Below are 26,395 nucleotides of genomic sequence, written 5' to 3' on the forward strand. Positions count from 1 at the left end.
TTTCTATGAATAGTTACGAATATAACGGCCAAAGAGATTCAATATAATCCATCCTAAAGGCAACGGCTTTTAGGATGGTCAAAAAAATATTTTCGTGATGCCGAGGCAGATTAAAATCGCTCCAGGGATGACCGTAGCCTTTTTCACTGCCTTTGTCTTGGAGAGCAGATTTCCAGCTTTTAACCCTAAACCAATAAAAATGATATTTAATGTGCATACAAGCAAGGCAAGCAGCAATGGCGAATACCCTAGAAACGAGGCACTGATTCCCGCGCCAAACGCATCCATCGACAGCGCGAAACCAATCAATATCGCCTCTGTCATACTGATGCTTCCGGAACGGTCCAAATCCCCTAGCGTCGGGCGTTTTAGCACTTGAACGACGATGCCAAATCGCTCCAATTGAAACCTCCATACTTTAATGCGAGGCGGAGCCGCCACCAACGGTTCAATCCTTTCGTGCTTATCCTCTTCTTTAACTACATTATAAATCGCCCAAATGCCAAGGGCAATTAATATAGAGGAAGCCAGCCATCGCTCCGCCTGCACCGGCAAAAACAACAAAAGAACGCTGCCGACATACATGGATGACAATAACATCGTGCCGGACATGCATGCGATGACGAGCCTTGAGCGAAGCGGAAATTGAATTTTCCTAATTCCGTATGTCACCCCAACGCTTAAACTGTCCATACTGACGGCAAAGGCTAACATGATCATTGATATATATTTCCACATTATTCGTTCCTCCTGCGTTACTATATGCAATGATCCACACAGGGGGAACTTTTTTTGCCCATTCGACACATGTCGATTTCCAAGGAAATATTTCTGCTTCTGTCGACACATTATTTCCGTAAATGATACGGTAATGTCGCAATAACAATGTCCTTTTTCATAATCAAGAAAAAGCGCAAAATAATCGCCGTTTGGTTATGCAAAAGCGTATGCCACCATTTTTTTACGATAAATTGCGGCATTAAAATCGTAATCGGCGAACCATTTGCTTGTTTTTCCACCTCGTTAATATAGTCTAATATTGGAGACAGAATCGTCCGATAAGGAGAATAGATCACCTGCAATGGAATATCAGGATAAAATTTTTCCCATTTTTCTCTTAGCTTTTGTTCCTCCTCCTCGTAGAAAATTACAGAGATCGCCGTAATATCGTTGGAGATGCTGCGTGCGTACTGCACTGATTGCGCGACTACTTTACTTACCCCTGAAATCGGAATAATCACTTTCGGCTTTAACATTTTTTCGCGACGCGCCCACTCCGGTTCGTCCAGTTTTAGCTGCTCTCCTAATTTTTCATAATGATCGTGAATGCGGTAAAACATCCACACTAATAATGGAATGGCGACAATGACCAGCCATGCGCCTTGCGTAAATTTCGCCACCACTGTAATAATGGTGACCAGCCCCGTTACAATCGTTCCTGCCCCAATGGTCAGAATCGTGGTCGCACGTCGCATTTCTTTATCTTTCCATATTTTCTTTAGCATTCCGCTTTGGCCGATCGTGAACGAAAGAAACACACCGACTGCATACAGCGGGATCAGTGAGTGAGTTTCACCGTGAAATGTAACAATCAGCACGATGGCCAAAATACTTAGCAGAATAATTCCGTTCGAAAATACAAGGCGGTCGCCGCGCGCCGCCAAGCTTCTCGGCAAAAATCGATCGTTGGCAATAATGGAAGCCAGCTGCGGAAAACCGGCAAAGCTTGTATTTGCGGCCAGTACTAAAATAAGCATCGTAATCATTTGAAATAGGTAAAAGAATATACTATTCCCGAAAACATGATGGCCAATTTGGGAAATGACCGTCTTATGTTCTAATGGCGTCACACCAAACCCTGCCGCTAAAACGGTAATTCCTAAAAACATCGTCCCTAATAAAACGGACATCCAGCCCATTGTTATGGCTGCATTTTTTGAGCTATTCGGTCTAAATGCCGGGACACCGTTGCTAATGGCTTCTATCCCTGTCATCGCCGAACATCCTGATGCAAATGCTCTTAATAAAATAAACACACTATAACCTGAAGCAAAAAAATGTGCAGCAGAAGCATGCTCTTTGTAATTAAACCCATGCCATCCTTCATGCCACAGCTGCCATCCCCCTACAGCAATAAGCACTAACACGGAAATAATAAACAAGTACGTTGGGTACGCAAACACTGTGGCTGACTCGGTAATTCCACGCAAGTTTAAAATCATCAGCAGCAATACGAGCGCTACTCCGATTTGTACTTTCCACGGCAGCAAGCTTGGAAACGCCGATGTTAACGCCGCCACGCCTGAGCTAATGCTGACCGCTACAGTAAGAATATAATCAATCATTAATGCCGCGCCGGCAACGAGGCTGGTCGCCGTTCCTAAATGATCTCTAGCAACTACGTAAGCTCCGCCTCCGGACGGAAATGCGTAAATAATTTGGCGATAGGATAACGTCACAAGCAGCAGCAGCACTAAAATGGCAACTGCAATCGGCAGCGAATAAAAAAACACGCTCGTTCCTAACAACATTAATACTAATAAAATCTCTTCCGTTGCGTACGCAACCGATGAAAGCGCATCGGATGAAAACACGGCTAAAGCCTTCCATTTTGGCAACTTTTCGTGTTTTAGCCGTTTTGTTTCCATCGGCGAACCAATTAGCCATCGTTTCAAAGAAGCCATCGTTCTATCTCCTCCTTACGTATTAGCTTTCCTTTTTCATCCATCATCATTCAAAAAGAAAAAAACCGTTGAGGATGTACTCAACGGTTAGATTAGGCGAACATTTCCCTTTACATCCCTCCCCAGAACGCTTACGAGGTTAGCTGTCGGGTTAGGGCATGGAGAGATAGCCCTTCCTTTTCAGGATTCACCCCAAGTAACGGACGTTACAACATTGGGTCCCCCGCTCCATTAAGGATTCAGCGATTTTCCTATATAGTGTTGCATCATAGCAGCTATATTACTCGCTTCTTGTTTCCCTGTAAAGGAGCAATAAGGAAGGAATTGAACACGATTTGGCTCATTTTATCTTTTCTTTTTCTTTCTTTCTCACACTTTTGCTTATTTTTGCATTCCTGCTTAACCAATCATAATTTTCCCTTTTGGATAGCGGAACGGATCCGGCTTGCGATGCAATGTTACAGCGTAAGCGATCGTTAATGGCCCGACTCTTCCCGCAAACATCGTAAATATAATTAACACCTTTCCGAATGGAGATAGCTCCGGTGTCAGTCCCATAGACAATCCTACCGTGCCAAATGCTGACGTCGCTTCAAATAAAATCATTAAAAAGTCTTTCCCCTTTTCCGTAATGGTTAATAACATCGTGACAAACATGACGATAAACAACCCGCTGATAGTAACAGTTAGCGATTTATAAATGGTATCGTATACAATACGCTTTTTAAAAAAAACGACATCTTCCTTTCCCTTTATTTGTGACCAAACCGCTCCCAACAAAGTCGCAAACGTGGTCGTCTTGATGCCGCCGCCAGTTGAACCGGGAGAGGCGCCAACAAACATAAGAAATATAATCAAAAACAATGTCGGCTGCGTTAAATCAGCAATATTCAATGTATTAGATCCAGCAGTCCTTGGTGTTACCGCTTGATAGAAAGAGGCCAAAAACTTGCCAAGCGGCGACAACGGTTGCAGTGTTTTCGGGTTATGGAACTCTAGCAAGAAAATAAACAAAGTGCTGAACACTATCAATAAGCCGCTCGTTGTTACCGCGACTTTCGTATGCAGCGAAAAGCGGCGCGTCTGCCGATATTCGTACACCTCATTTATGACGATAAAACCAATGCCACCTAAAATAATAAGGGCGCATACAACAAGCGTAACAACTGGATCTTCCACGTATCCTGTTAGACTTCGGAAATCTCCCATTAAATCAAAACCTGCGTTATTAAAATTGGAGATCGCATGAAACATCCCAAAATAGAAAGCCTTTAGCGGCGGCATATCAAATGCAAAACGAATGGCCAATATAAGGCCGCCGATCCCCTCAATTATTACCGTAAAAATTAATACCCTCTTCACTAAACGGACGATTCCCTCGAGTGTTAAATTATTCATCGCTTCTCGAAGCAATAACCGTTCTTGCAACGAAATCCGCTTTCCAAGCAGAAAGGCAAACATCGTTGCAAATGTCATAAATCCAAGTCCGCCTACTTGAATAAGCGCTAAAATAACAAGCTGCCCAAATAGGGTAAACGTCGTTCCCGTATCAACAACCACTAATCCCGTTACACATGTAGCCGATGTTGCCGTAAATAACGCATCTAAAAAAGACAATCCTTTTCCATCATTCGTCGCCACTGGAAGCATTAACAACATAGCGCCGATGAAAATAATCACGGCAAATCCAGTCACCAATACTTTCGGTGGGTCTAAATAATATTTCCGTGCCGTGGTCATCCTAGTATCCCTTCCTCTTTTCTTCATTCTAATTTCTACATAGTTATAGGTTATGCATAGAAAAATATACCAAAAAACAGCAAAATCCGGTACATCCAATTATTTTTTATCATAATGCGTCACTCGCTTAATAAAATGGTTAGAGGGCATGGCCGTTCAATTGGACAGAATTTTTTCCATAAACGTGAAACCATTTCCTTTCCACTTTCGTCTATATAAAACAGAAAGAAACGCTTGGCAAATGGCAGAGAAAGGGGGGACAGACAGCGAGGAAAGCGAAAATAAAGTGGAAATAGAATAAAAACATTCCATTGACTTTATATAAAATAGGTATTATGCTACTTGACGTGGAGATTTTTCAACGTAAAATGATGACAGAATGCCTCGCATGCTGCACGCGGCACTTTGTGCAGCTGTTGTTCATATATGTATATGTGCTATCCATTGCACTAGGCGTTCAAATAATAAACAAGGAGGCGAAGAGAACGTGAAGAGGATTGGTACAAAACTGTTAAACAAATACCGTTCTCTCCCTAACCAATATATTGGTTTTTTTATTTTTGCTGTATTTTTGTTTTGGATGAAAACGTATGTAGCTTATCTAGCTGAATTTAATCTGGGCATCAGCAATTCCATGCAGGAGTTTCTGCTGTTTATTAACCCGATCAGCTCTGCTGTTTTCTTTTTAGGATTAGCGTTATTGGCGAAAGGAAAACGAGCGTATACATGGCTCATTATTATTAATTTCATCTTATCGTTTATTTTATACGCCAATATTGTATACTACCGTTTCTTTAGCGACTTTATTACATTTCCAACGCTCACGCAGACGAAAAACTTCGGCGATCTTGGCGGAAGTATTTGGGAATTGCTCAAGTGGTACGATATTTTCTATTTTTTAGATACGATTATTTTAATAGCGATTGTCGCTTCGAAACGTTTCTCCCTGCCAGCGGTGCAGGTCGGACGCTACAAAAAAAGCATTGTGTTCGCGACTGCTGCCCTCATTTTTACCGCGAACCTTGCGCTGGCTGAAGTGGACCGCCCGCAACTGCTGACAAGAACGTTTGACCGAAACTACATCGTGAAATATTTAGGGGTCTACAACTACTTAATTTATGACGCTGTGCAAAGCATGAAATCTTCGACACAGCGCGCGTTTGCGAATAAAAGCGATATTACAACGGTTTTAAACCATGTACAAGCAACATATGCGAAACCAAATCCGAAGTATTTCGGTGTCGCAAAAGGAATGAATGTAATTTACATTCATTTAGAATCGTTCCAAAACTTTTTGATTAACTATAAATTGCATGGCCAAGAAGTAACTCCATTTTTAAATTCGCTTGTGCATGATCCGAACACCTTTTACTTTGATAACTTCTTCCATCAAACCGGTCAAGGGAAAACATCGGATGCAGAGTTCATGTTAGAAAACTCGCTGTTCGGCTTGCCACAAGGAGCTGTGTTTACAACCAAAGGACAAAACACGTATCAAGCAGCACCGGCAATTCTTCGCCAGTATGGATATACGTCGGCGGTGTTCCATGGTAACTATAAAACGTTCTGGAACCGTGATGAAATTTATAAATCGTTCGGGTTCGATCATTTCTTTGATGCAAGCTACTATGATATGAATGACCACGATGTGCTTAACTATGGATTAAAGGACAAACCGTTCTTTAAAGAATCGATTCCATTGTTGGAATCGTTGAAAGAACCGTTTTATGTCAAATTTATCACGCTATCAAACCATTTCCCTTATCCAATTAGCGAGGAAGACGCAACGATCGAACCGGCGGATACAGGCGATGGCTCGGTAGACCGTTATTTCCAAACCGCCCGTTATTTGGATGAAGCGGTAAAAGAGTTCTTTGATTATCTGAAAAAATCCGGCTTATACGACCGTTCCGTCATCATTTTATATGGTGACCATTATGGAATTTCCGAAAATCATAATAAAGCAATGTCGCAACTACTAGGAAAAGAAATTACGCCGTTTGAATACGCGCAATTACAACGAGTGCCTTTGTTTATCCATATTCCTGGCGTCAAAGGCGGCGTTATTCATAAATACGGCGGACAAATTGACTTATTGCCGACAGTTCTTCACCTGTTAGGCATTGATACAAAAAATTATGTCCATTTCGGTACAGACCTGTTGTCGCCGGAACATCAGGAAATCGTGCCGTTCCGCAACGGCAACTTCGTCACTCCGACCGTAACGGCGGTAAACGGAAAATATTATGATTCGAAGACGGGCGAACCGTTGAAAGAAACTCCAGAAATTAAACGAATGGAACAAATTGCCCGTACGAAACTGGACCTTTCCGATAAAGTCGTATACGGTGATTTGTTGCGGTTCTATACTCCGAAAGGATTTAAGCCGGTCGATCCGTCCAAATACAATTACAACAATAATCGCAAAGATAAAGAAGAGGGAAGCGGCGAATAACGCTTTCCTCTTCTTTTTTATGCTTTTAGTAATTCAATTGCTTTTTTGGCGTTGACATACCCCGCTCCATATACATTAGGGTCAAGCCCTTTCCATAGATCAGTACCTTCTTTTAGGGCCTGTTTAATTTCATCTGGCGTGGCATTTGGTTTATGCTGCAGCATTAAAGCAACAATGCCCGCGCAAATCGGTGTCGCCATGGATGTTCCTGACATGCTCGTATAATATTGGTCGATGCGACTTTGTTTCTGATATTTGTCCAACGTGGATCTCGGCGCGCGCAGCGAAATGATATTGACTCCCGGCACGACAATATCAGGCTTTGTCACCCCGTAATTGGTAGGCCCTCGGCTGGAGAAATCGGCAACTTTATCATCCGCCCTTGTCTCGGCCGTATCAAGGTCATCGAGGGCTCCGACGGTAATAATTTTATCGCTGATTCCTGGACTAGAAATCGTTCTATATTCCGGCCCCGCATTTCCAGCTGCAGCACAGACGACAATGCCATGATCCCATGCCTTTTCCACCACCTGCACAAGCGGATCGTCATTTTCGGCAGGAAACGGCTGCGGTTCGCCGCCTAGTGACAGTGAAATAATATCAATCTTGTTGTTTGGATTCGTTTCATTATATTGGATGCACCATTCAATTCCGCGAATGATTGTATCAAGGGTGCCAGCTCCTGCCTTGTTCAGCACTTTTACTCCTACCACATTTGCCTCATATGCCGGCCCCGCATACAATCCGGAAGACATGCGGCCGTTTCCCGCCGCATCGCCGGCGCAATGGGTTCCATGTCCATTATCATCATACGGGGCAGTACGCCCATTAACAAAATCGACAAACTCAACAATCCGTCCTTCCAAGTCCGGATGCGGATAAATTCCTGTGTCAACAATCGCAATCGTTACCCCTTTTCCGCTTAACGTTGTCCCGTTCACTGTCACATGTTTCGCATTCGCTGATGGAACAGCATTATTCAATAGCGCGCTTACTTTTCGGTTTAAGTATACTTTTTTCACATCGGAGCGCTGTAAAATTTGCTCTAACGCTTGCGGAGTCACCTCGGCACTGCACGAAGGGATATAACGGAATTGATGATGAATTTTCATGCGAAAATGTTGTTTTTCGATTTCCTTGAGAGCGAAAATACCATCCTCATCATGAAAATGAATGATGACCGGAATTTTTTTCGTCTTTTTCATCCATCTTTCTAGATGTTTATGAATAATACACGGAGTATATATAAAAGGCTTATACATACTTACCATAAAATGACGCAAAGGACGGTCTAATTTATGTGCGTAATTACGCGCTAGCTGAACAATAGAATATCCGTACATTCGATCTCCTCCTCTAGTGAAACCTTGATATACTCTATGAAAAAGGAGGGGATTGGCAACGGCTTGTATCTTGAGACAAACCAATCAAAAAAGCCTATCGCACTTCACAAAGTGCGATAGGCTTTGCTATACAAACTCATCTTTTCACTCGTTCCAGCTCGATTTTATTAGCCTTTTCTAAATAGTATTCTACTTGTTTCAATACATTTTCCTTGTCTTCATAGACACCGATTTGTTTCCCATCGACAATGACACGAATCAAATCGTTCGCATCTGACTTTTTTGTTAAGTGGAATGCTTTCGCTAACCCATTCACATGCCCTCTTGCGATCGTTTGCAGAAAAGCAGGATCTTTCAACTTTTCCGCGTCTTCCTCTCGATCGACAAATCCGTTTTCCGTAAGCACCGCTGGCATGGCCGTTTCTCTTAGCACGTAAAAGTTTGCTTTCTTTTTCCCGCGGTCGCGGAATCCTGTCGCCCGTACCACTTCTTCGTGAATGATATCGCGAATCCGCGCTGTTTTGGAATGATCGGAAAGTCCTTCATAAATATAATCCTCATACCCCGTTCCTCCCCCAGCATTTACGTGAATGGCTAGATAAACGTCGGCACCCCAGCGGTTCGCTTTTGCCGCCCGCTGACTTAATGGTACAGCCGTATCGCTCTTACGGCTTAACTGCACAGAAACGTTTTCATATTCGTCTTGCAATATGCGTTGCATCTCCAATGCAATGGATAACGTAATATCTTTCTCTTGCAGCCCGTTTCCAACCGCGCCTGTATCTTTGCCGCCATGCCCCGGATCGATAAAGATTTTGGGCATGTTTTCACCTCAATCTATTCTTCATGGTATCGTATCCTAATACTAATATATAGTGATGTTTTGTAAAATGATCACCTATATTTGCCTAACCATGGGAAAGAGACATTGGTTATAAAAAATTGCCCACAAAACATCATCATTGAACAGGCGAGGATTGAACGGAAACGATCACTGTATATTTTGGTCTGTCCACAACCTCATCCCTTTGATTTACGATGGCGTAATTGATACAAAAAATGGGCGACAATAGTAGACGGCAGATTCGCTATGTTTCCTTGTATATGGAAATGTAATTGCTCTTCCTCAAACGACATGTTTTGATACATTTGTTCTTGCGAAAGCTTCCATTTTCTTGCCCGTTCTTTTATTCCCGATATATACAAATATTGAATCGGGATCATCACAAGAAAATATAGCAAAGCAAGGCTTCCAAAAAATAGCCATGCAGATGACATCATACACTCCCCCTTTTTATTATATTACGAAAAAATTTTCCAAAAGTTTCATTGGATTCATGATGCCGAGCTTTGCTATGCTTTGCTGCAGGCGATGTTGAAAGGATATATATAAAAACGCTTGGACCATTAACAATCCAAGCGTTTTCTTACCGCACCGATGAGGCACGAACGCGTAATCGGGGCGGAACGGGACTGGGTCTGGCAATCGCCAAAGAATTCGTATTGGCCCACGATGGTACGATCGACGTAGAAAGCGCCCCAGGGCAAGGGACAACCTTTATCGTCAAACTTCCTTACTAACCATATCCTGTTCTTCTTTGGTATAATCAGAAAGGGAAACAAATTCCAAAAGGAGGAATGCACATGAGCCGGGCGCAAAAACTTGTGCAATACTTTTTATCCCACCGCAATGTCACGGTAGAGTTAATTAACAAAATCGAAGAAAAGCATTATGATTACAAACCGACACCAACGTCGATGACGGCAAAAGATTTAGCCACTCATATTCTTCTCAGCTTTTATAAATTCGCCAACACTGCAAAACATGGAGATCCAACGCTATTTACAGAAAAAATCGAAGAAACGGAGACCAATTTGCAAAAGCTTGCCCAAACATATACAGAAAAAACGAAGCAATTGCTGGAATCCCTTACCGATGAAGATTTCGAGCGTGTTTTAGATCTCACGAACGTATTTGGCGCGAAAATCCCGACAGCGCAATTTTTGCAAATGGCGATGGACCATGAAATCCACCATAAAGGCCAGCTTTTCGTATACGTCCGCGAAATGGGGCATACCAACTTGCCATTGTTTGTCAAACGCGGATAACAAAAACACAACCAGGCGGCTCTCTCCAAAGACCGTCTGGTTGTGTTTTCATACACTCGCCTATTCCAATTGGCAGCTGCCGTCCGTGCATTGTCCTCCTCCATCCGCTGCCAGCGGCTGCAATGGCGAGTTTTCGTTTTCCTCTTCCCATACTTTTTCAAGCGCCTGTATAAACACTTCTATCGGCTGCGCTCCGGAAATCGCGTATTTTCGGTTCAGCACAAAAAACGGCACGCCGCGGACGCCAAAACGGGCCGCCTCCTCCTCGTCCTTTCTCACCTCATCGGTATAGCGACTGCTTTCGAGAACTTGTTTCACTTCCTCCCGGTCCAGCCCGGCTTCGCCAGCCAGCTCGACGAGTACATCATGGTCGCTAATCCATTTCGAATCGGTAAAATAAGCTCGAAACAGCCGTTCCGTCATTTCTGAAAGTTTTCCTTGCGCTTTGGCATATTTGGCAAGGCGGTGAGCGTCAAACGTATTCGTCGGCTTCATCGTGTCAAATCGGAACGTCAGCCCGACGGACTCTGCCTGTCTGCCAATATCGGCATTGACCCTTTTCGCCTCTTCAACCGAAATACCGTATTTTTTCGCGATAATTTCATGGATTGTCATATCGTACTGTTTTTTCGCATTGGGATCCAGCTCAAAGCTGCGGAATACGACTTCGACCTGATCTTTATGCGGAAACTGCTCAAGCGCTTCTTCCAACCGGCGTTTCCCAATATAGCAAAATGGGCAAACAAAATCGGACCAAACCTCTATTTTCATCGTATATGCACCTCGGTTTAGGCTCTCCGTTGCATCAACAACAAGAAAGCGAAATATTCATGTTTCCACCTTATTGTAGCGAATCTCCAGGCAGGCATTCAAATAAATGAACTTGGCATGCGTAAAAGAAATGCCGCTCATTATCATTTTGTAATGCGAAACTTCTTATTGAGCCACCATGTCACAGCCAATACAAGCAAGCCGAAAAGGATGCAAATCATTCCTCCCGCTTCGATACGGTAACCAAATTCATGGACAAATTGATATATCAAAATCGATATGGCTGTCGTAAAAATGATAATAAACATGAGGATGGTAAAAGGTCTTTCTCTCACACGAATGGTAAAAAATTACTTTTTACAAAAACTGCAACACAATCGCGACGCCGGAGAAAATAATAATACAATCTACCATAAAAGTGATGAACTTAAGGCTGCTTCTTTCGTTTCTTGAGACGGGCTATTATGGTGTACAAAAAAGCCCAGGTAAACGCCTAAACCTTTACCTTGGATAAAACAATTATACTCTTACTTTGGAATATTCTTTCCTTAATTCATTGGCGATAATATTGCGCTGGATTTCCGATGTTCCTTCATAAATTTTCGTAATCCGCGCGTCACGGTAGAAACGCTCAATTGGATAGTCTTTCATATATCCTAATCCTCCGTGAATTTGGACGGCCAAATCGGCAATTTTGTTATATACTTCAGAACCAAACAGCTTAGCAATCGCCGCTTCTTTGACGACCCGCATTTTTTGGTCCGTCATCCAAGCGACGCGATATGTAATCGATCGCAACACTTCGATAAGCATGCTCATTTCCGCCAGCATATGCTGAATGGCTTGCTGTTCAAAAATAGGCTTGCCAAATTGCTCGCGCTGCTGCGCGTATTCCATACAATATTCCAACAATCTAATGCATGATCCTAAATTTCTTGCCGCCAATCCAGCGCGGCCGTTCGCCAATATTTTCAAGGCATTGACATACCCTTCTCCCTCTTTGCCGAGCACGTTTTCAACCGGGACTTCCAAATTATCAAAGAAAATTTCCGCCGAATGCGAGCCTCTTAGTCCCATTTTCCGTTCCACTTTTCCTAAAATAAAGCCCGGAAAGTCTTTTTCGACGATAAAGGAAGTGATCCCCTTCGCCCCTTTGGAAGGATCGGTAACCGCCATTACGGTAAAGACATGAGCTTCGACCGCATTTGTAATATAATGTTTCGAGCCATTGATAATGTAGCGGTCTCCTTTTCTCACCGCTGTCGTTTTCAATGCGGCCGCATTGGAACCCGCGCCAGGCTCGGTAAGCAAACGCGCCGATCCATTCTCCTGTCGCCATTTTCGGCAAGTATCTCCGCTTTTGTTCCTCCGTGCCAAGTTCGACAATGCCAACGGTGCCGATGCCGGTATGTGCGCCAATCAGTGTCGTATAGCCGTTGTGCGTTTTCCCAAGCTCCTCGTAAATCGCGCATTTGCCGACCATTGACAAGCCTAAGCCGCCGTATTCTTCCGGAATGCTCAGCCCAAACAAGCCCATTTCTTTCGATTTTTCGATAATGTGCTCCGGAATTTGATCGTTTTCTTCAATTTCCATCGCGACCGGGTCGACTACTTCTTTCACGAATTTTCGAACATTTTCTTTTAAAAATTCAATCTCTTTCGGCAAAGTAAAATCCATTGTATATCCCCTTCCTATTTTTCTTTGTCGTATTTTTCCATTTGCAATCCAAATAAAATTTCCGTTTCTGTAAATCCCCCGACTAAATCGCCAAAACGGTTATATACCAATCCCCCTTTGCTTTTTTGTTGACTAGGAAGTTAGCGGTTTCTTCGATAGAATCATTTCCATAAAACTTTACAAAAGTTCTCGTCATCACTTCCTTCATAATCATCGTTTCACTCCTCAGTGCCAAAGCACCCGTTATTTTATGGTGCAAATCCCGTACCAGCATTTTAAAAGAATTAATATTAAAAATTTTATTAATTTTATTTATTATTTTTTATATTATCATCTAAAATTGTTGCAAAACAACAACATATTGTTGCTAATATGCAACAAAAACGGAAACTGCAAACAAAACACCACATGAATCATGGCTGTATCCTTCAGAAAGTGTTGCCTTTTTGCAACACGTGAAGAAGGCAAATGTTTGCGGGTATTAGCCATTCATTTCCGCCAAAACCAAAAAAATCAAGTCATTTCATTGGAGAGCCTAAAATACACTAAACCCCAGGTCTAAAACCTGGGGCTTAAAATAAATGGTTGAATTTTTACCTGACAAAGAATAAAAAAATAGGCGCTTATCCCACCATGGTGGAAAGACTTACTTAAGCAACTGCCTTAATTCCTCGGTCATTTGCTTGACTAACTCAGGCCTTCCATGAAACTGAGCCGGAGTATTCTGAAAAAGCTCGATCCGCCAGCCCTCTTCGCTCTTGACTGCGACAAGTGTATGATGTGCGTTGAGTTTAGGATCGATGTCTGAGTGTCCAGGCGGCACCATTCCTGCTATAGCGCGTAAAATGGCAATATCAGAACCGAGAAAACGCACATTTTTCACTTTGCTCACATATGGGGGAGTGGGATGATTTTCAGAGATGGGTTGAAGATGAGAAAAGATCTCTTCTCGTCCAATCGCCTGGCTCCCATCAAAGCCGATAAGCTCGCCCTTCTCTGTAAACTGCTCTGCCATTGCATCGGCACTTCGGTTATTCCAAGCATCTAATAGCTTTTGATAGAGTGAGATGACTTCATTTGATGCAGAAGATTTCACAATCATGTTCTCCTTCCCCGCTTGATAGGATGGCTCTATTATAGCACATATGTTCGTTTTCAGGGAATCAAAAACTTCCCGATTCATCTCCCCTTCTCTTCGTTTCGAGGAGGGAGACTTCTCAAACCCCTTTTAAAATCGGCCAATTATATTCTACAATATGAAACAAGCGCTTTATTATCAAATTCAGAGGTTTTCTTCGCATAAATTTTTGCATTTTGTACGAAATATCACTGCGTTATACGAGCATAAATGGTGTATGATTAAGGTAGAAAGCGCAACTTACCTCAGCAGAGAGGAAGATTCTTATGACAACATTTTATAAAATTCTTGTTTTTATACATATTTTTTCAGCGATATTAGGGATGGGGCCGGGTTTTATTTTAATTCATGTCGTAAAATCGGCAAAAACAATGACGCAACTTAAATATGCTTACGCAATTAGACGGAAGTTGCATACGTTCGTTATGATCGGGGGGACGCTTTTACTTATTACAGGTTTGTTAATGGGATTTTTAAATCCAGGCTTATTTCAAATGGGTTGGTATGTGACAAGCCTTGTTCTCTTCTTAATTGCACTCGCGATGGGACCGCTTGTATTAGCACCTAAATCAAAACCATTAAAACATTTGTTAGAAACTTATAAAGGAGAAGACATACCAGAGGAATATATACGTTTATCCAATCAGCTTTTTCGTTACGAGCACATAGAAAATGGTATTTTTTTAATCATTATTGCACTTATGATTCTAAAACCATTTTGAGCATGTGCGGATATGCAGAAAATCTATTTAAAAATTCATAAATAGCCTATAAACCCCTCATCCGTCTATCAAAACTTGAGCCCCTAGGTCATAATGACTTGGAGCTTCAACAGTCTGAACAAAAACAGGGCAATGCCCTGCTTTTGTTCACATTATTTTTTGTTTTGATCCGCGAAAACCGCCATGGCATCGCGCATAAATTTCGCTAAGCCTTCACCAAATTGGTCGATATTTTTGGTGAATCGTTCATCATCCACATACATTTGACCTAATCCTTTGAATGCTTCGAGTGAGTAATTGCCGAAGTTATGGTTCAAAAAGTCATACCATTCTTTAATTGCGGCTTGTGCCTCTTCTGATTCAGGCGAACCGTGGCGAAGGGCCGCAAGTTTTTTATAGATCGAATTCATTGCTCGAACCATAGCTTCTTGTTCTGCTTTAGACATGCTCCCGATTTTAGCGTTTGCTTTGTCGACAGCTTCATCTCCCCAAAGTTCACGGGCTTCTTGTTCGTATGGATTATGACGAAAATCAAAACCTTCAAATTTCTCTTTGTTCGTCATTTGAATTTCCCCTTTCATATGCTGAATGGTCTTATCAATCGTAGCAATCATTTTATCAAGCTGTCTGCGTTTCTCCAGCAACATTTTTCGTTGCAGCACCAACGCCTTATGCCGATCAAATGAAGGATTATTGATAATTTCTTTAATTTTCTTCAAAGGGAAGCCAAGTTCTTTAAAAAATAAGATTTGTTGCAATTCCTCAAGGTCATCATCCGTGTAAAGGCGATAACCGGATTCCGTTGTCTTCTCTGGGGTCAATAACCCGATTTCATCATAATAATGCAGTGTGCGCACACTAATGCCAACTAAATCCGCAACCTCTTTTACTCTCATCGCCATCCTTTTGGCCTCCCTTCAACACTCACTATAAAGTATCACGTGGCGTGAGAGTCAACACAAGTTTTGAAAAAATATTGCACTCGATGCACAAAATATGCATAACACCGTTCAGAGATCCGAACGGTGTGAAAAAGTAGCCATTTTCTTTCTGTTTATCCGTCTCCTGAAACAAAGCCATTTGTAAACGCAAAATGACCTTATTTTGTTTTATTTTTTCCAACTAAAATATCTAGATCGATGGTTATTTCGCCTACATTCATATTTAACAATGCCTGTACCTTTTCCGCTGTTGCAGACCATGATAAAGGAGTCATACGAATCAGCGGCGGAATCAGCGATTGATTCAAGGAAACACTATAACACAATCGAAACTTATCTACAGCCTCAAAGTTAGCATTAAATCTTCGAACGGTCTTTTGATTAGAATAAGACTGCTTTTCCGGTTCATCAAAGAAAACTTCTCTTAGTTCTTTTAGATAATCACTTCGAGGAATCACTTTTATGACGATACCATTGCCATTCAACAGTCTTTGGAATTCTCTATAATTTGCTGGCGACAAGATGTTAAGGATTACATCAAATGTGTTATCCTTAAAAGGGCTGTGAGCAAGATCAGCGACGCACCAAATCATGTTGGAATGATTCTTAGCCGCTACCAAAATACCTTCTTTAGCTATATCAATCCCCACTCCCAAGACTTCGCCGGCGGAAGGAAAGCTGATTTTCTGCTTGATGCTGGATAAATGCGAACCTTCTCCGCATCCCGTATCTAGTATTTTCACCGTTTCTCCCTCTAAACGCACTTCATTTTTTATCCATTCACTAATCATCTTGTGCAATGGTTCAAAAAATCCATTTTCAGCAATAATCTTACGTGATTCAAATAATTCCTTATCGTACTTCGTTGCGAGAGGACGAGTCATCAAATTTACATATCCCTGCTTAGCGATATCAAAAGTATGGTTGTTAGAGCAAACTAAACTTTTCAAGTCCACGATTCCCATAGGGGATGAACAAATGGGACATTGAAAAATCTTTTCAAATTTATTGATCAGTTTGGCACATATTATTTTTTTGCTCATTTTAACAATGCCTCCCACCCTTCATCATAATTAGTTATTTTTGTACTTTTTTGCTTTTCATATATATCCTTACTTTTACAAAATAAAAAACACAGGCGATCTGCCTGTGTTTCAGTAAAGGAATGTGGACCTATCTAAGAAACCAAAAAAGATAAGTTATTTTCAGAAGAAAACAAAAATCCTTCCCTGGTTATCATTCTGGTCTTCCAACAAAGAATGGCATACTTAACAAAGCTGATCCACTCGTAATAAATCTTTAGCAACCATCCTGAACTGCAGCACAAAATTCAAGCATATCTTTACGTGGATAAGCATACTAAGAAGCATTCCTTACCTTTGTATGGCTTTCTATTTTTAAAGACATAAAAGGGGGACAGATTCGTCCCCCTCTTTTTCTCATATTCTCATAATCGTATAACAATAGGTTTCCTTAAAAATAGGCAGACCAATCCCATTTGCTCTACACACAGGCAGAGCCTTTGAACGTATTCAATTACCCGTTCAAAGCTTGGGATCGAAGTCTATAAAATGCCACAAGGAAACCCTCCATTCTCAAAAGTCGATAGTAGTATAACATAATAATTACCTTATCATCAACAGTAAAAAATATTAAAGCAAAAAAGGCTCTCAATCAATCTTAGTGATTTTTTTGTTTTTTTAAGATAAGCCACTCAACGATAACGAAGTTAAGAACGATGCCGACTCAAATGTTCACATTTAATGCTTCTTCGACAATTTAGATTTCTTTTCCCTTTTTCCCCATGGTTTGAACACTGAAAGGATAAACATCGCTATAAGCGAAACAATCTGTAGTGATATTCCGATGAAAAGGTATGTTCGATTAACCAAAAAATCGGGATTTTGCAGGGATTCCATTCCTTGAACAGTTATAATAGAAACGGCTTTTAATGACCATAAGTACATCCCCACCATACCAAGACCGATCGAAAGAATCGTTAGCAACTCTTTGACGATGATCCAATAATATCGGAAGAAACCCCAATGGGTAAGCAACGAAAGCAATACGCCAGTAACTACGGTGCCGATCGTGGATGCTCTAACCGACGTTTTGGCTAAAAGATGCATACTTGTATAGGAAGCCTTCAGCACGCCCTCATCCGTCGTGACCGCCGCGGCAATGCTTAAAACCAAGAAAGTGACGGTTACGCCAAACATGATAGCCGCAAATAAGATGTGCAAGGTTAACAGCCATTTCTTAGGTGTTAATCCGATTTTCTTCATACCAGTATCCTCCTATCTATAAGTTAAATCGGTAACCCACTCCCCAAATAGTCTGAATGTATTGCGGGTTGGACGGATCGAGCTCAATTTTCTCACGCAGTTTACTGACATGCACGGTAACAGTGGCCATATCACCGAACGAATCCATCCCCCATATTCGTTCAAAAATCTGTTCCTTGCTAAAAACCTGATTCGGGTGCGTTACAAACAACAGCAACAAGTCATATTCTTTCGATGTAAGCATTACTTCCTTTCCGTTGATGAAAACCTTGCGTGACCCTTTATCAATGACAATACCCCGGATGCGAATTTCCTCTGTTTTTCGTTCAACACTACCGACCAGCCTTTCGAAACGAGAAAGATGGGCTTTAACCCTAGCGACCAGTTCGCCGAGGCTGAAAGGTTTGATGATGTAATCGTCAGCCCCCATCCCTAAACCAAGGATTTTATCTACATCTTCTTTCTTAGCCGAAACCATTAGAATAGGAATGTTCTGTACTTCACGAACCTGTCTGCATATTTCAAATCCATCTGTATGCGGAAGCATCACATCCAGAAGAATAAGATCATACGACCCGTTCAACGCCATCTCTAAACCTTTGTCTCCGCTTGAAGCGATATCTACCGAAAAGCCGCTTGCCTCTAAGTAATCCTTTTGTACTTCTGCGATCACGGTATCATCTTCAATGATTAATATTCGTTTCATACCTATTCCTCACTTCATTACCTTTGATTTTTGCAACGTGAAATATATGGTTGTACCTTTTCCTGCTTGGCTTTCCGCCCATACCTTCCCGCCATGTTCTTCGATGATTTGCTTCACAATAGCCAGTCCAAGCCCGCTGCCGCCAGTCTCGGTATTCCGTGATTTCTCCGCCCGGTAAAATCGCTCAAAGATACGTTGAAGCGCTTCTCTTTCGATTCCAGGCCCGTTGTCGCAAATAGCGATGGTAACATCCTTTTCTCCAACGATTAGATCAAATCCGATTTCCAGCGTTTTATCCCGTTTATATTTGATACTGTTATCCACGATATTCATAATGACTCGACGAAGTTGTTCGCGATCCGCGACGACGGTTACGGGCTCCTTTCCGTCATATAGAAAGTTCATCTTCACGCCATTCAGATTCGGATCATACCGCAGTTCATCCACGCAATCGGTTAAATAATCAACAATGTCGATATTCTCAAAGTGGAATGGCACCCTTTTTAGGTCCAGTTTAGAGAACAAAAACAAATCATCGATTAGACGATCCATGTCATCCGCCTTTTTGTAAATCATGTTCATATACTTGTCCAGCTTTTCTTTCGTATCGGCAATCCCGTCCATCACTGCTTCGACGCACCCTTTTATCCCTGTAATCGGAGTTTTCAGATCATGGGAGATGTTAGCCAACAGCTCTTTTCGGTTCTCTTCGTATTGTAGTTGAAGCTGTATCGATTCTTTTAACCTGCATCTCATTTCTTCAAACGCTTCACTCAATTCGCCGATTTCGTCTTTGCGCTTCATGTTCACTTCGTAATTCAGATTCCCTTCCTTGATTTGTTCCGCTGCATGTTTGAGTGAATATATCGGTTTAATGATGCTTCGGGAAACAAAGAAAGTAAGTAATCCGTTGGTCAAGCCGATCACTAACAGCAAAGACAATATTACAAGAGGAAAAAACTTTTCCATAAAGTGGGCAAGCGGACTGGTGTCAGTGAACAAATACACTGTTCCGACAGACCCATCTTGAAAATGAAAATCGTGTGTTTGAATCACAAAAAAACGATCTTTTTCTCTTTTCCACATCTCCCATCTTTCTGTATCTTTTCTTAAGAGTTCTTTTGACAAATCTACGTCTTTTAGGAATGCAGATGCAAAAACGGTTTTATTCTGTTTCGTGATAAGAAGACCAGAATTATTCGTACGCAGTTCTTTGTCTACATTTTGCAAAAAAGTATGGTCCATTAGACGTTCAGGGTCATACCTAGATACCATTTTGATTCCCGAAAAAATCTCATCCCGTTTCTTAAACGTTTCTATGAAAGAAAACACCCACTTCTTTTGTTGATCGTCCTTGTAATATTCGTTGATTCCTTTAATGTCGTCCAAAAAGATTCCAATCAGCATCATAACCGACAAAATAAACAAAACTATTGGAATCAGCACCATGCCAATGTATGATAGCAGCAGTTTTGTGCGAATAGACATCATCAACTCTCCCGTATGATGAATAAATGATCTAGTTCTTATCTTAGTATTAAGCTTTAAAAAAACTCTAAACAAATTCTAAAAAAAGTATAAAATCCCGAATAAATAAATCGTTTTAATACTATTGTGCTTTTTCATAATGCTTATTCTTCCGACCGGAGGTTTTCACTTCCAACAAAACTTTGAATAGAATCCTCTTTATAGCCGCTTCCCCATTTATGCAATTCGAGCAGTTTCAGCGCTGGTGTTTCCTTCTTCTATGATTAGTTTGACAGCATGAAGGTTCAAGCGTTTTCCCGCGTTGAACACTCTCTTCTCCATGTAATTAGTTTTGTTATATTGGCGTGTCCACTTTTAGGCTAACATTCACTATCCCTTCCTCCTCTTTTTGTTCCAAAATAAAAAGGAATCGAGAAAAGCACTGTCAGGTACTTTCCTCGATTCCCTTCAATCCCATTCCTTCTCCCTTGTTTTATTTTCCAACATCGTCACACTTTTTTGTGTCGTCAGGGTTTTTTGTAGGGAGACAAACGGGACGCGTGTTTTTAACTTTTATTCGACCGTCACGCTCTTTGCCAAGTTGCGCGGTTTGTCAACGTCGCAGCCTCGGTGCAATGCCGCATAGTACGCGATCAGCTGCAACGGCACGACGGAAACGAGCGGAGTAAGCATTGGATGAACCGCTGGAATAACGAAGCGGTCTTCCTCTGTCTCTAAACCGCGCATCGAAATGATGCATGGATTGGCGCCGCGGGCGACGACTTCTTTGACGTTACCGCGAATGCTTAAGTTGACGTGCTCCTGTGTCGCCAAGGCGATGACCGGCGTGCCGTCTTCGATTAAAGCGATCGTCCCGTGCTTTAATTCGCCGCCGGCAAATCCTTCCGCTTGGATATAAGAAATCTCTTTTAGCTTTAACGCGCCTTCCAAGCATACATAATAGTCAACGGCGCGACCGATAAAGAAACAGTTGCGCGTTACCGCTAAATATTCACGCGCGATTTTTTCCATTTCTTCTTTCGCATCGCACAGCATCTCCATCACATTGGCGACAATGGCAAGTTCTTTTACAAGATCAAAGTCAAGCTCAATGCCTTTGGCCTTCGCAGTTGCAACCGCTAAAATGGCAAGCACGGCAATTTGCGCTGTATATGCTTTCGTGGAAGCAACGGCGATTTCCGGACCGGCGTGAAGCAATAGCGTATAATCGGCTTCACGGGACAGCGTCGAGCCTGGAACGTTCGTAATCGTAATTGCTTTATAACCAAGTTTATTGGTTTGCACTAGCACCGCCCGGCTGTCTGCTGTTTCGCCGCTTTGCGAAATGTAAATGAAAAGCGGCTTTTCCGACAGCAATGGCATATTGTACGAAAATTCGCTTGCGACATGGACTTCAACTGGAATTTTCGCCCATTTTTCGATCAATTGCTTGCCGACCAAACCGGCGTGATAGCTCGTTCCGCACGCAATAATATATATGCGGTCCGCATTTAGAACTTCTTGAATGATTTGCGGATCAATCGTCAGCTGGCCGTTCTCATCCTGATATTTTTGGATAATGCGGCGCATCACAAACGGCTGCTCATCGATTTCTTTTAGCATGTAATGCGGATAGGTGCCTTTTTCAATGTCGCTTGCATCCAATTCGGCCGTATATGGTGCGCGTTGGACGATATCGCCGTTCAATGTTTTAATCGTAATGTCTTCACTTGTCACAATCACCATTTCTTTGTCCATTAACTCGACGAATTGGTTGGTGACTTGAAGCATCGCCATCGCGTCGCTCGCCACCACATTGAAACCATGGCCGAGCCCGACAAGCAACGGGCTTTTATTTTTCGCGACATAAATAACTTCTTGATTTTCCGCATCAATCATGGCGATGGCATAAGAACCCTTCAACAATGTTAATGTCTTGCGGAACGCTTCTTCGACAGAAAGACCATCGTTTACAAATTTTTCAACAAGCTGCACGATCACTTCCGTATCCGTATCACTGCGAAACGCGACATCTTGCAAATATTCGCGTTTTAAAATCGCATAGTTTTCAATGACACCATTGTGCACTAACGTAAAACGTCCCGATGCGCTTTGGTGCGGGTGTGCATTGACACGGCTTGGCGCCCCGTGCGTCGCCCAACGCGTATGGCCGATTCCGATCGACGCGCTCACCGTCGGGTCAACGACATTACGTAAATCAGCAATGCGGCCTTTTTCTTTAAACAAATGGATGCCTTCATCGTTTAGCACGGCAATGCCTGCCGAGTCATAGCCGCGATACTCTAATTTTTCCAATCCACGCAATAAAATTTCCTTTACGTCTTGGTAGCCAATATAACCAACAATTCCGCACATAGATATAGTTCCTCCCTTTAGTGGGAGCCCGTCTTACAAAACGACCCAAAAACGTTTATTCTCTTGTCAAAGAACGATATCAGGGGTCTGACCTTTTTGTATAGACAGACTCCCTACTTTTTCGTTTTTTTGCGATTACATCCTCCCCTTTGTCCAAAGGGTCACCCCTTTGTTTTAAGGAAGGACTTGCGGCTGTAATCGCCACAGCCGGGAGGCATCCGCCGAAACCTCGATAAACCTCCTCCTCGTCAACTAAGCGTTTTGCCGTCCCACGCTTAGTCCAGGCGCTTTGAAAAAAGAACTAGTAACTCTTTATCCTCCTTTCCTTAAAAATAACAACAACGTTAATATTACAGTACATCCAAAGAAGCGTCAACTGTAATATGGTTATTGTTCATAAACTGTAATATTTGTTATTGTTCATAAAATAACCTATGCATAAATGGAATACAATGTTCCATTTATGCATAGGTTGGCGATAAGCCATTCTTTTTATTCCACTCCCATTTCTTCACGAATGACCGCAACAATCCGCTCTACATAGCTTCGGCAAGCTTCTTCTGTCGGCGCCTCCGCCATAACACGCACGACTGGCTCCGTTCCCGAAGGGCGGACAAGCACGCGGCCATTTCCATTCATTTCTGCTTCCACCTCTTGAATGGCTGCTTTTACTTTTTCGTTTTCCATCACTTTCTCTTTATCCGCCACCTTTACATTAACAAGCAGCTGCGGATATTTTTTCATTTCGCCTGCCAGCTCGGACAGCGGTTTTCCTTTGATTTTCATAATATTGACAAGCTGCAGCGCCGTCAGCAACCCGTCCCCTGTCGTGTTATAGTCAAGGAAAATAATGTGTCCTGACTGTTCTCCGCCTAGATTGTAGCCGTTTTTCTTCATTTCTTCGACTACATAGCGGTCGCCGACCTTGGTTTGCACGCTTTGAATTCCTTGGGCTTCAAGCGCTTTGTAAAACCCAAGGTTGCTCATCACGGTAGTAACGACTGTTTGATGTTTCAACCGCCCGATTTCTTTGAGATATTTGGCACAAATGTACATAATTTGATCGCCGTCCACGATATTGCCATGTTCATCGACAGCAATGAGGCGGTCACCGTCGCCGTCAAAGGCAAGTCCAACATCGGCGCCTTTTTCTTTCACAAATGCTGCTAATGCTTCCGGATGAGTGGAGCCTACTCCTTCGTTAATGTTAAGTCCGTTTGGCGATGCGCCCATCGTGACAACATCGGCTTCTAAATCGGCAAATAAATGCGTCGCCAACGACGAAGTAGCTCCATGCGCGCAGTCCAGTGCGATTTTCAGACCGGAAAAATCTTCATCAATGGTTTGCTTTAAATATTGTAAATACTTTTGCCCGCCCTCAAAATAATCATTCACTTGTCCTAAAGCTTTGCCGATCGGTCTTGGCAGCATATCTTCCGGACTGTCAATCAATTCTTCAATCTCTCTTTCTTGTTCGTCGGATAGCTTAAAACCATCTGGACCGAAAAATTTAATCCCGTTATCTTGAACAGGATTATGAGACGCCGAAATCATAATCCCTGCCTGTGCTCCCAACGCCTTTGTTAAATAAGCAACCCCTGGAGTGGAGATGACGCCGAGGCGCATGACTTCCGCTCCGATGGAAAGCAATCCAGCGACAAGCGCTCCCTCGAGCATATGGCCGGAAATCCGGGTGTCACGACCGATTAACACTTTCGGACGTTCTTCGCTTTTAGTTAATACATATCCGCCGCAGCGCCCGATTTTAAACGCTAGCTCTGGTGTCAGTTCTCGATTCGCTACCCCGCGTACACCGTCAGTACCAAAATATTTGCCCATTATGTCAATCTCTCCTTACATCCATGAAATTATATTATTGTTCATTGTTTTTTTCGCTTATTTTAATTTTTACATTTTCTTTTGGCAGTTCCCATTTTATATTTTGTGGTCCATTCCATTTTATCTTTACCTCATGTTCACCGAGGTCTAAACCGCTAACATCAATATATAATTCCACGTCATCTTCTTTAATATCATTTAGGATGTCAGGCGCTCCATGAAGCCGAACATCCATTGCTTGTTCTTTTGGGTCTATAAATTCCACTGTATATGGTTCTCCTAATCCTAACACATGAATTGGCACGCCCTTGAGCGTTTTTGTTTCTTCTTTTTGCACATCGATATGGATTTTTACTTTAGATGGATCAACGCTTTTGACTCCTTCCGGCAACGGAACAGCCATTTCCAACGTCCTATCTTCAGTAATTTCATCTAAATGAATCGTAAGCCCATCGATAAATTTAATAGAATCAATTTTTTCTTTAGGACCGAAGATCGTCACTTCATCTGGAACTGTTTTTATTTTTACAATGTTTACTCCTTCCGGCAACGTTCCTGTCCGGTTGATTTTTAGAGGAACGGTTTTGCTTGGACTTTTTATCGGAACGGTTACTTCAACAATCGAAGGATGCGCATGGATATTTAATACCCTGCCGCTATGGTCATAAACAGTTACTTTTGATTCTTGGGTTATCGTATCCGTGGCGCCTTCTAAATTCACTGTCGCTGTTACCGATGAGATGCTATCAATTAATTCTTTGGCGCCCGTGATCATAACCGAGTTGGGCTTAACAACCGGCTGTTCCACGGCATAGCCTTCTGGTACTTTATTTTTATTAATGAATGCAACCCCGACATGGAAATCTTTTGAAACTTTTTCTCGAATGGTTACTTTTGCTGTCGAGGGCTGAATGTTTACCTTTAGTTTGTCGGATATGTCCTTATACTTGATCGGAACAGTATATGTTCCTAACGGTAAATCAGTTAAATCCATATATACTTCGAAATTCCGCTGCAAAGCGGTCGGTTTGACAATGCTTGCCGGCCCTTGCAACGTCACGTTGACGTATTTTGGAATGCCGGAAACCATTAAATTTTCCTCGTCATAGTAAACGACGACGGGGACATTCGTCAGCGTTTCCGTATCCTCTTGTCCGATCGCATTGCGAATGATCTCTCCGGATTTTGCTCCTTTTTCAATATTGGCTGACATATAGAGCATGATGGCTACTAGTAAAGAAAACACTTTAATAAACCAATGATTGTTCATTAACTTATCCATGTTTCTTCCCCCTCCATTGCCAACGGGATGAGGAAGTCGCTTTTGTTTTTGTTGCCGGCACTAATTCTCTTGTAAGCAACTCCCGAAACTGCTCCGGAGTTAAATCCCGATGTAGCTCCCCATTTTTTGTAATCGATACCGAGCCGGTTTCTTCCGATACCACAACCGTTACACTGTCAGTCACCTCACTAATTCCCAATGCAGCACGGTGGCGAGTTCCTAATTCTTTCGAAATAAATGGGCTTTCTGAAAGCGGCAGATAACAGGCTGCGGCAGCAACATGGTTTTTTTGAATAATCACCGCTCCATCATGCAGCGGAGTGTTCGGAATAAAAATATTAATTAATAGTTCGGAAGAAACACGCGCATTCAAAATAATTCCCGTTTCAATATAATCCCCCATTCCTGTTTCCCGTTCAACAGAAATTAACGCGCCTATTCGTCGCTTTGCCATATATTCGGTGGCTTTAATAATGGCTTCAACCATTTTCACCTGTTCTTCATCCTCATTCACGCTACTTCGAGAAAACAGCTTTCCCCGCCCTATTTGCTCAAGCGCACGCCGCAATTCCGGCTGGAAGATAATAATAATAGCAAGAAATCCCCATATAATCGCCTGATCCATTAGCCACTGCAAAGTAGTAAGCCCGAGAAAGTTACTAACGATTCGCACTAATATAATAAGAATAATTCCTTTTAAAAGCTGGACTGCTTTCGTTCCGCGAATCATCATAATTAATTTATAAATCACGTACCAAACAACGAGAATATCGACGATTTTCGCTAAATAATCTATAACCGGGAGCTCTCCGAAAGGCATTTTCACACTTCCTTTATCACTAATTCCAACATCCATGTT

General features: G+C 42.2%; 20 protein-coding genes, 2 pseudogenes and 1 riboswitch. Of the genes and pseudogenes, 4 read left to right on the forward strand and 18 right to left on the reverse strand.

The window, feature by feature from the left end; genetic code table 11:
• Positions 1 to 78 precede the first annotated feature (78 nt).
• From ytaF to BV455_RS07675, 3 genes are all read right to left on the reverse strand, one after another.
• Complete coding sequence (gene ytaF, locus BV455_RS07665; protein WP_061580352.1) at positions 79 to 738, reverse strand: sporulation membrane protein YtaF; 660 nt, start codon at positions 736 to 738, stop codon at positions 79 to 81.
• A 110-nt stretch (positions 739 to 848) separates the two neighbouring features.
• The gene (locus BV455_RS07670; protein ID WP_218687913.1) at positions 849 to 2,684 is read right to left on the reverse strand and encodes an APC family permease; all 1,836 of its coding nucleotides are present in this window, start codon (positions 2,682 to 2,684) and stop codon (positions 849 to 851) included.
• A gap of 113 nt (positions 2,685 to 2,797) precedes the next feature.
• A riboswitch (cyclic di-AMP (ydaO/yuaA leader) is annotated at positions 2,798 to 2,939 on the reverse strand.
• 144 nt (positions 2,940 to 3,083) lie between these two features.
• Entirely contained in the window at positions 3,084 to 4,424 is a 1,341-nt protein-coding gene (locus tag BV455_RS07675) for a TrkH family potassium uptake protein (protein ID WP_061580350.1), read from the reverse strand.
• Positions 4,425 to 4,911: 487 nt separating this feature from the next.
• On the opposite strand from BV455_RS07675, the gene BV455_RS07680 reads away from it, so the two are divergent.
• On the forward strand, positions 4,912 to 6,879 hold the full coding sequence (locus tag BV455_RS07680; protein ID WP_061580349.1) for a lipoteichoic acid synthase: 1,968 nt from the start codon (positions 4,912 to 4,914) through the stop codon (positions 6,877 to 6,879).
• 17 nt (positions 6,880 to 6,896) lie between these two features.
• Here the strand turns inward: BV455_RS07680 and BV455_RS07685 are convergent, their stop codons facing one another.
• The 3 genes from BV455_RS07685 to BV455_RS07695 form a co-directional block, all read right to left on the reverse strand.
• The gene (locus tag BV455_RS07685) at positions 6,897 to 8,222 is read right to left on the reverse strand and encodes a S8 family peptidase (RefSeq protein WP_061580348.1); all 1,326 of its coding nucleotides are present in this window, start codon (positions 8,220 to 8,222) and stop codon (positions 6,897 to 6,899) included.
• 136 nt (positions 8,223 to 8,358) lie between these two features.
• Positions 8,359 to 9,045 carry an N-acetylmuramoyl-L-alanine amidase family protein gene (locus BV455_RS07690; RefSeq protein WP_061580347.1) on the reverse strand — a complete coding sequence of 229 codons (687 nt, stop codon included), beginning with the start codon at positions 9,043 to 9,045 and terminating at the stop codon, positions 8,359 to 8,361.
• A 197-nt stretch (positions 9,046 to 9,242) separates the two neighbouring features.
• Positions 9,243 to 9,500: a DUF3949 domain-containing protein gene (locus BV455_RS07695; RefSeq protein ID WP_061580346.1), complete on the reverse strand. Its 258-nt coding sequence runs from the start codon at positions 9,498 to 9,500 to the stop codon at positions 9,243 to 9,245.
• Positions 9,501 to 9,650: 150 nt separating this feature from the next.
• On the opposite strand from BV455_RS07695, the pseudogene BV455_RS07700 reads away from it, so the two are divergent.
• Positions 9,651 to 9,803: pseudogene (locus BV455_RS07700) on the forward strand (ATP-binding protein); the annotation flags it as partial.
• A gap of 63 nt (positions 9,804 to 9,866) precedes the next feature.
• Entirely contained in the window at positions 9,867 to 10,331 is a 465-nt protein-coding gene (locus BV455_RS07705) for a DinB family protein (protein WP_061580344.1), read from the forward strand.
• Positions 10,332 to 10,391: 60 nt separating this feature from the next.
• Here the strand turns inward: BV455_RS07705 and BV455_RS07710 are convergent, their stop codons facing one another.
• The 3 genes and pseudogenes from BV455_RS07710 to BV455_RS07720 all read right to left on the reverse strand — a co-directional run bounded on the left by BV455_RS07710 (position 10,392) and on the right by BV455_RS07720 (position 13,876).
• A complete protein-coding gene (locus BV455_RS07710) occupies positions 10,392 to 11,102 on the reverse strand; it encodes a DsbA family oxidoreductase (RefSeq protein WP_061580343.1) in 711 nt (236 codons plus the stop codon).
• Positions 11,103 to 11,621: 519 nt separating this feature from the next.
• Positions 11,622 to 12,780 (reverse strand): annotated as a pseudogene (locus BV455_RS07715) (acyl-CoA dehydrogenase family protein).
• A 646-nt stretch (positions 12,781 to 13,426) separates the two neighbouring features.
• Positions 13,427 to 13,876, reverse strand: coding sequence for an SgcJ/EcaC family oxidoreductase (locus BV455_RS07720; protein WP_042409271.1), 450 nt, complete (start codon positions 13,874 to 13,876; stop codon positions 13,427 to 13,429).
• Positions 13,877 to 14,184: 308 nt separating this feature from the next.
• Between BV455_RS07720 and BV455_RS07725 the strand changes: the two genes are divergently transcribed.
• Positions 14,185 to 14,640 carry a DUF2269 family protein gene (locus BV455_RS07725; protein ID WP_042409183.1) on the forward strand — a complete coding sequence of 152 codons (456 nt, stop codon included), beginning with the start codon at positions 14,185 to 14,187 and terminating at the stop codon, positions 14,638 to 14,640.
• A gap of 152 nt (positions 14,641 to 14,792) precedes the next feature.
• Here the strand turns inward: BV455_RS07725 and BV455_RS07730 are convergent, their stop codons facing one another.
• From BV455_RS07730 to cdaA, 9 genes are all read right to left on the reverse strand, one after another.
• A complete protein-coding gene (locus tag BV455_RS07730; protein WP_061580342.1) occupies positions 14,793 to 15,542 on the reverse strand; it encodes a MerR family transcriptional regulator in 750 nt (249 codons plus the stop codon).
• 197 nt (positions 15,543 to 15,739) lie between these two features.
• On the reverse strand, positions 15,740 to 16,624 hold the full coding sequence (locus tag BV455_RS07735) for a putative RNA methyltransferase (RefSeq protein WP_017435920.1): 885 nt from the start codon (positions 16,622 to 16,624) through the stop codon (positions 15,740 to 15,742).
• A 717-nt stretch (positions 16,625 to 17,341) separates the two neighbouring features.
• On the reverse strand, positions 17,342 to 17,866 hold the full coding sequence (locus tag BV455_RS07740; RefSeq protein WP_042409176.1) for a hypothetical protein: 525 nt from the start codon (positions 17,864 to 17,866) through the stop codon (positions 17,342 to 17,344).
• Between the two features lie 16 nt (positions 17,867 to 17,882).
• Positions 17,883 to 18,572, reverse strand: a complete 690-nt coding sequence (locus tag BV455_RS07745) for a response regulator transcription factor (protein WP_218687914.1) — start codon at positions 18,570 to 18,572, stop codon at positions 17,883 to 17,885.
• 9 nt (positions 18,573 to 18,581) lie between these two features.
• Complete coding sequence (locus BV455_RS07750) at positions 18,582 to 20,063, reverse strand: sensor histidine kinase (protein WP_244380488.1); 1,482 nt, start codon at positions 20,061 to 20,063, stop codon at positions 18,582 to 18,584.
• A 549-nt stretch (positions 20,064 to 20,612) separates the two neighbouring features.
• Positions 20,613 to 22,415 carry a glutamine--fructose-6-phosphate transaminase (isomerizing) gene (gene glmS, locus BV455_RS07755; RefSeq protein ID WP_017435926.1) on the reverse strand — a complete coding sequence of 601 codons (1,803 nt, stop codon included), beginning with the start codon at positions 22,413 to 22,415 and terminating at the stop codon, positions 20,613 to 20,615.
• A 492-nt stretch (positions 22,416 to 22,907) separates the two neighbouring features.
• Positions 22,908 to 24,254, reverse strand: coding sequence for a phosphoglucosamine mutase (gene glmM, locus BV455_RS07760; protein ID WP_017435927.1), 1,347 nt, complete (start codon positions 24,252 to 24,254; stop codon positions 22,908 to 22,910).
• 34 nt (positions 24,255 to 24,288) lie between these two features.
• The gene (locus tag BV455_RS07765; protein ID WP_061580427.1) at positions 24,289 to 25,536 is read right to left on the reverse strand and encodes a CdaR family protein; all 1,248 of its coding nucleotides are present in this window, start codon (positions 25,534 to 25,536) and stop codon (positions 24,289 to 24,291) included.
• Positions 25,529 to 26,356: a diadenylate cyclase CdaA gene (gene cdaA / locus BV455_RS07770; protein WP_061580426.1), complete on the reverse strand. Its 828-nt coding sequence runs from the start codon at positions 26,354 to 26,356 to the stop codon at positions 25,529 to 25,531. Before cdaA ends, BV455_RS07765 begins: the two co-directional genes overlap by 8 nt.
• Positions 26,357 to 26,395: the final 39 nt, after the last annotated feature.

This window comes from Parageobacillus caldoxylosilyticus (assembly GCF_019272935.1).
Taxonomy (GTDB): Bacteria; Bacillota; Bacilli; order Bacillales; family Anoxybacillaceae; genus Saccharococcus; species Saccharococcus caldoxylosilyticus.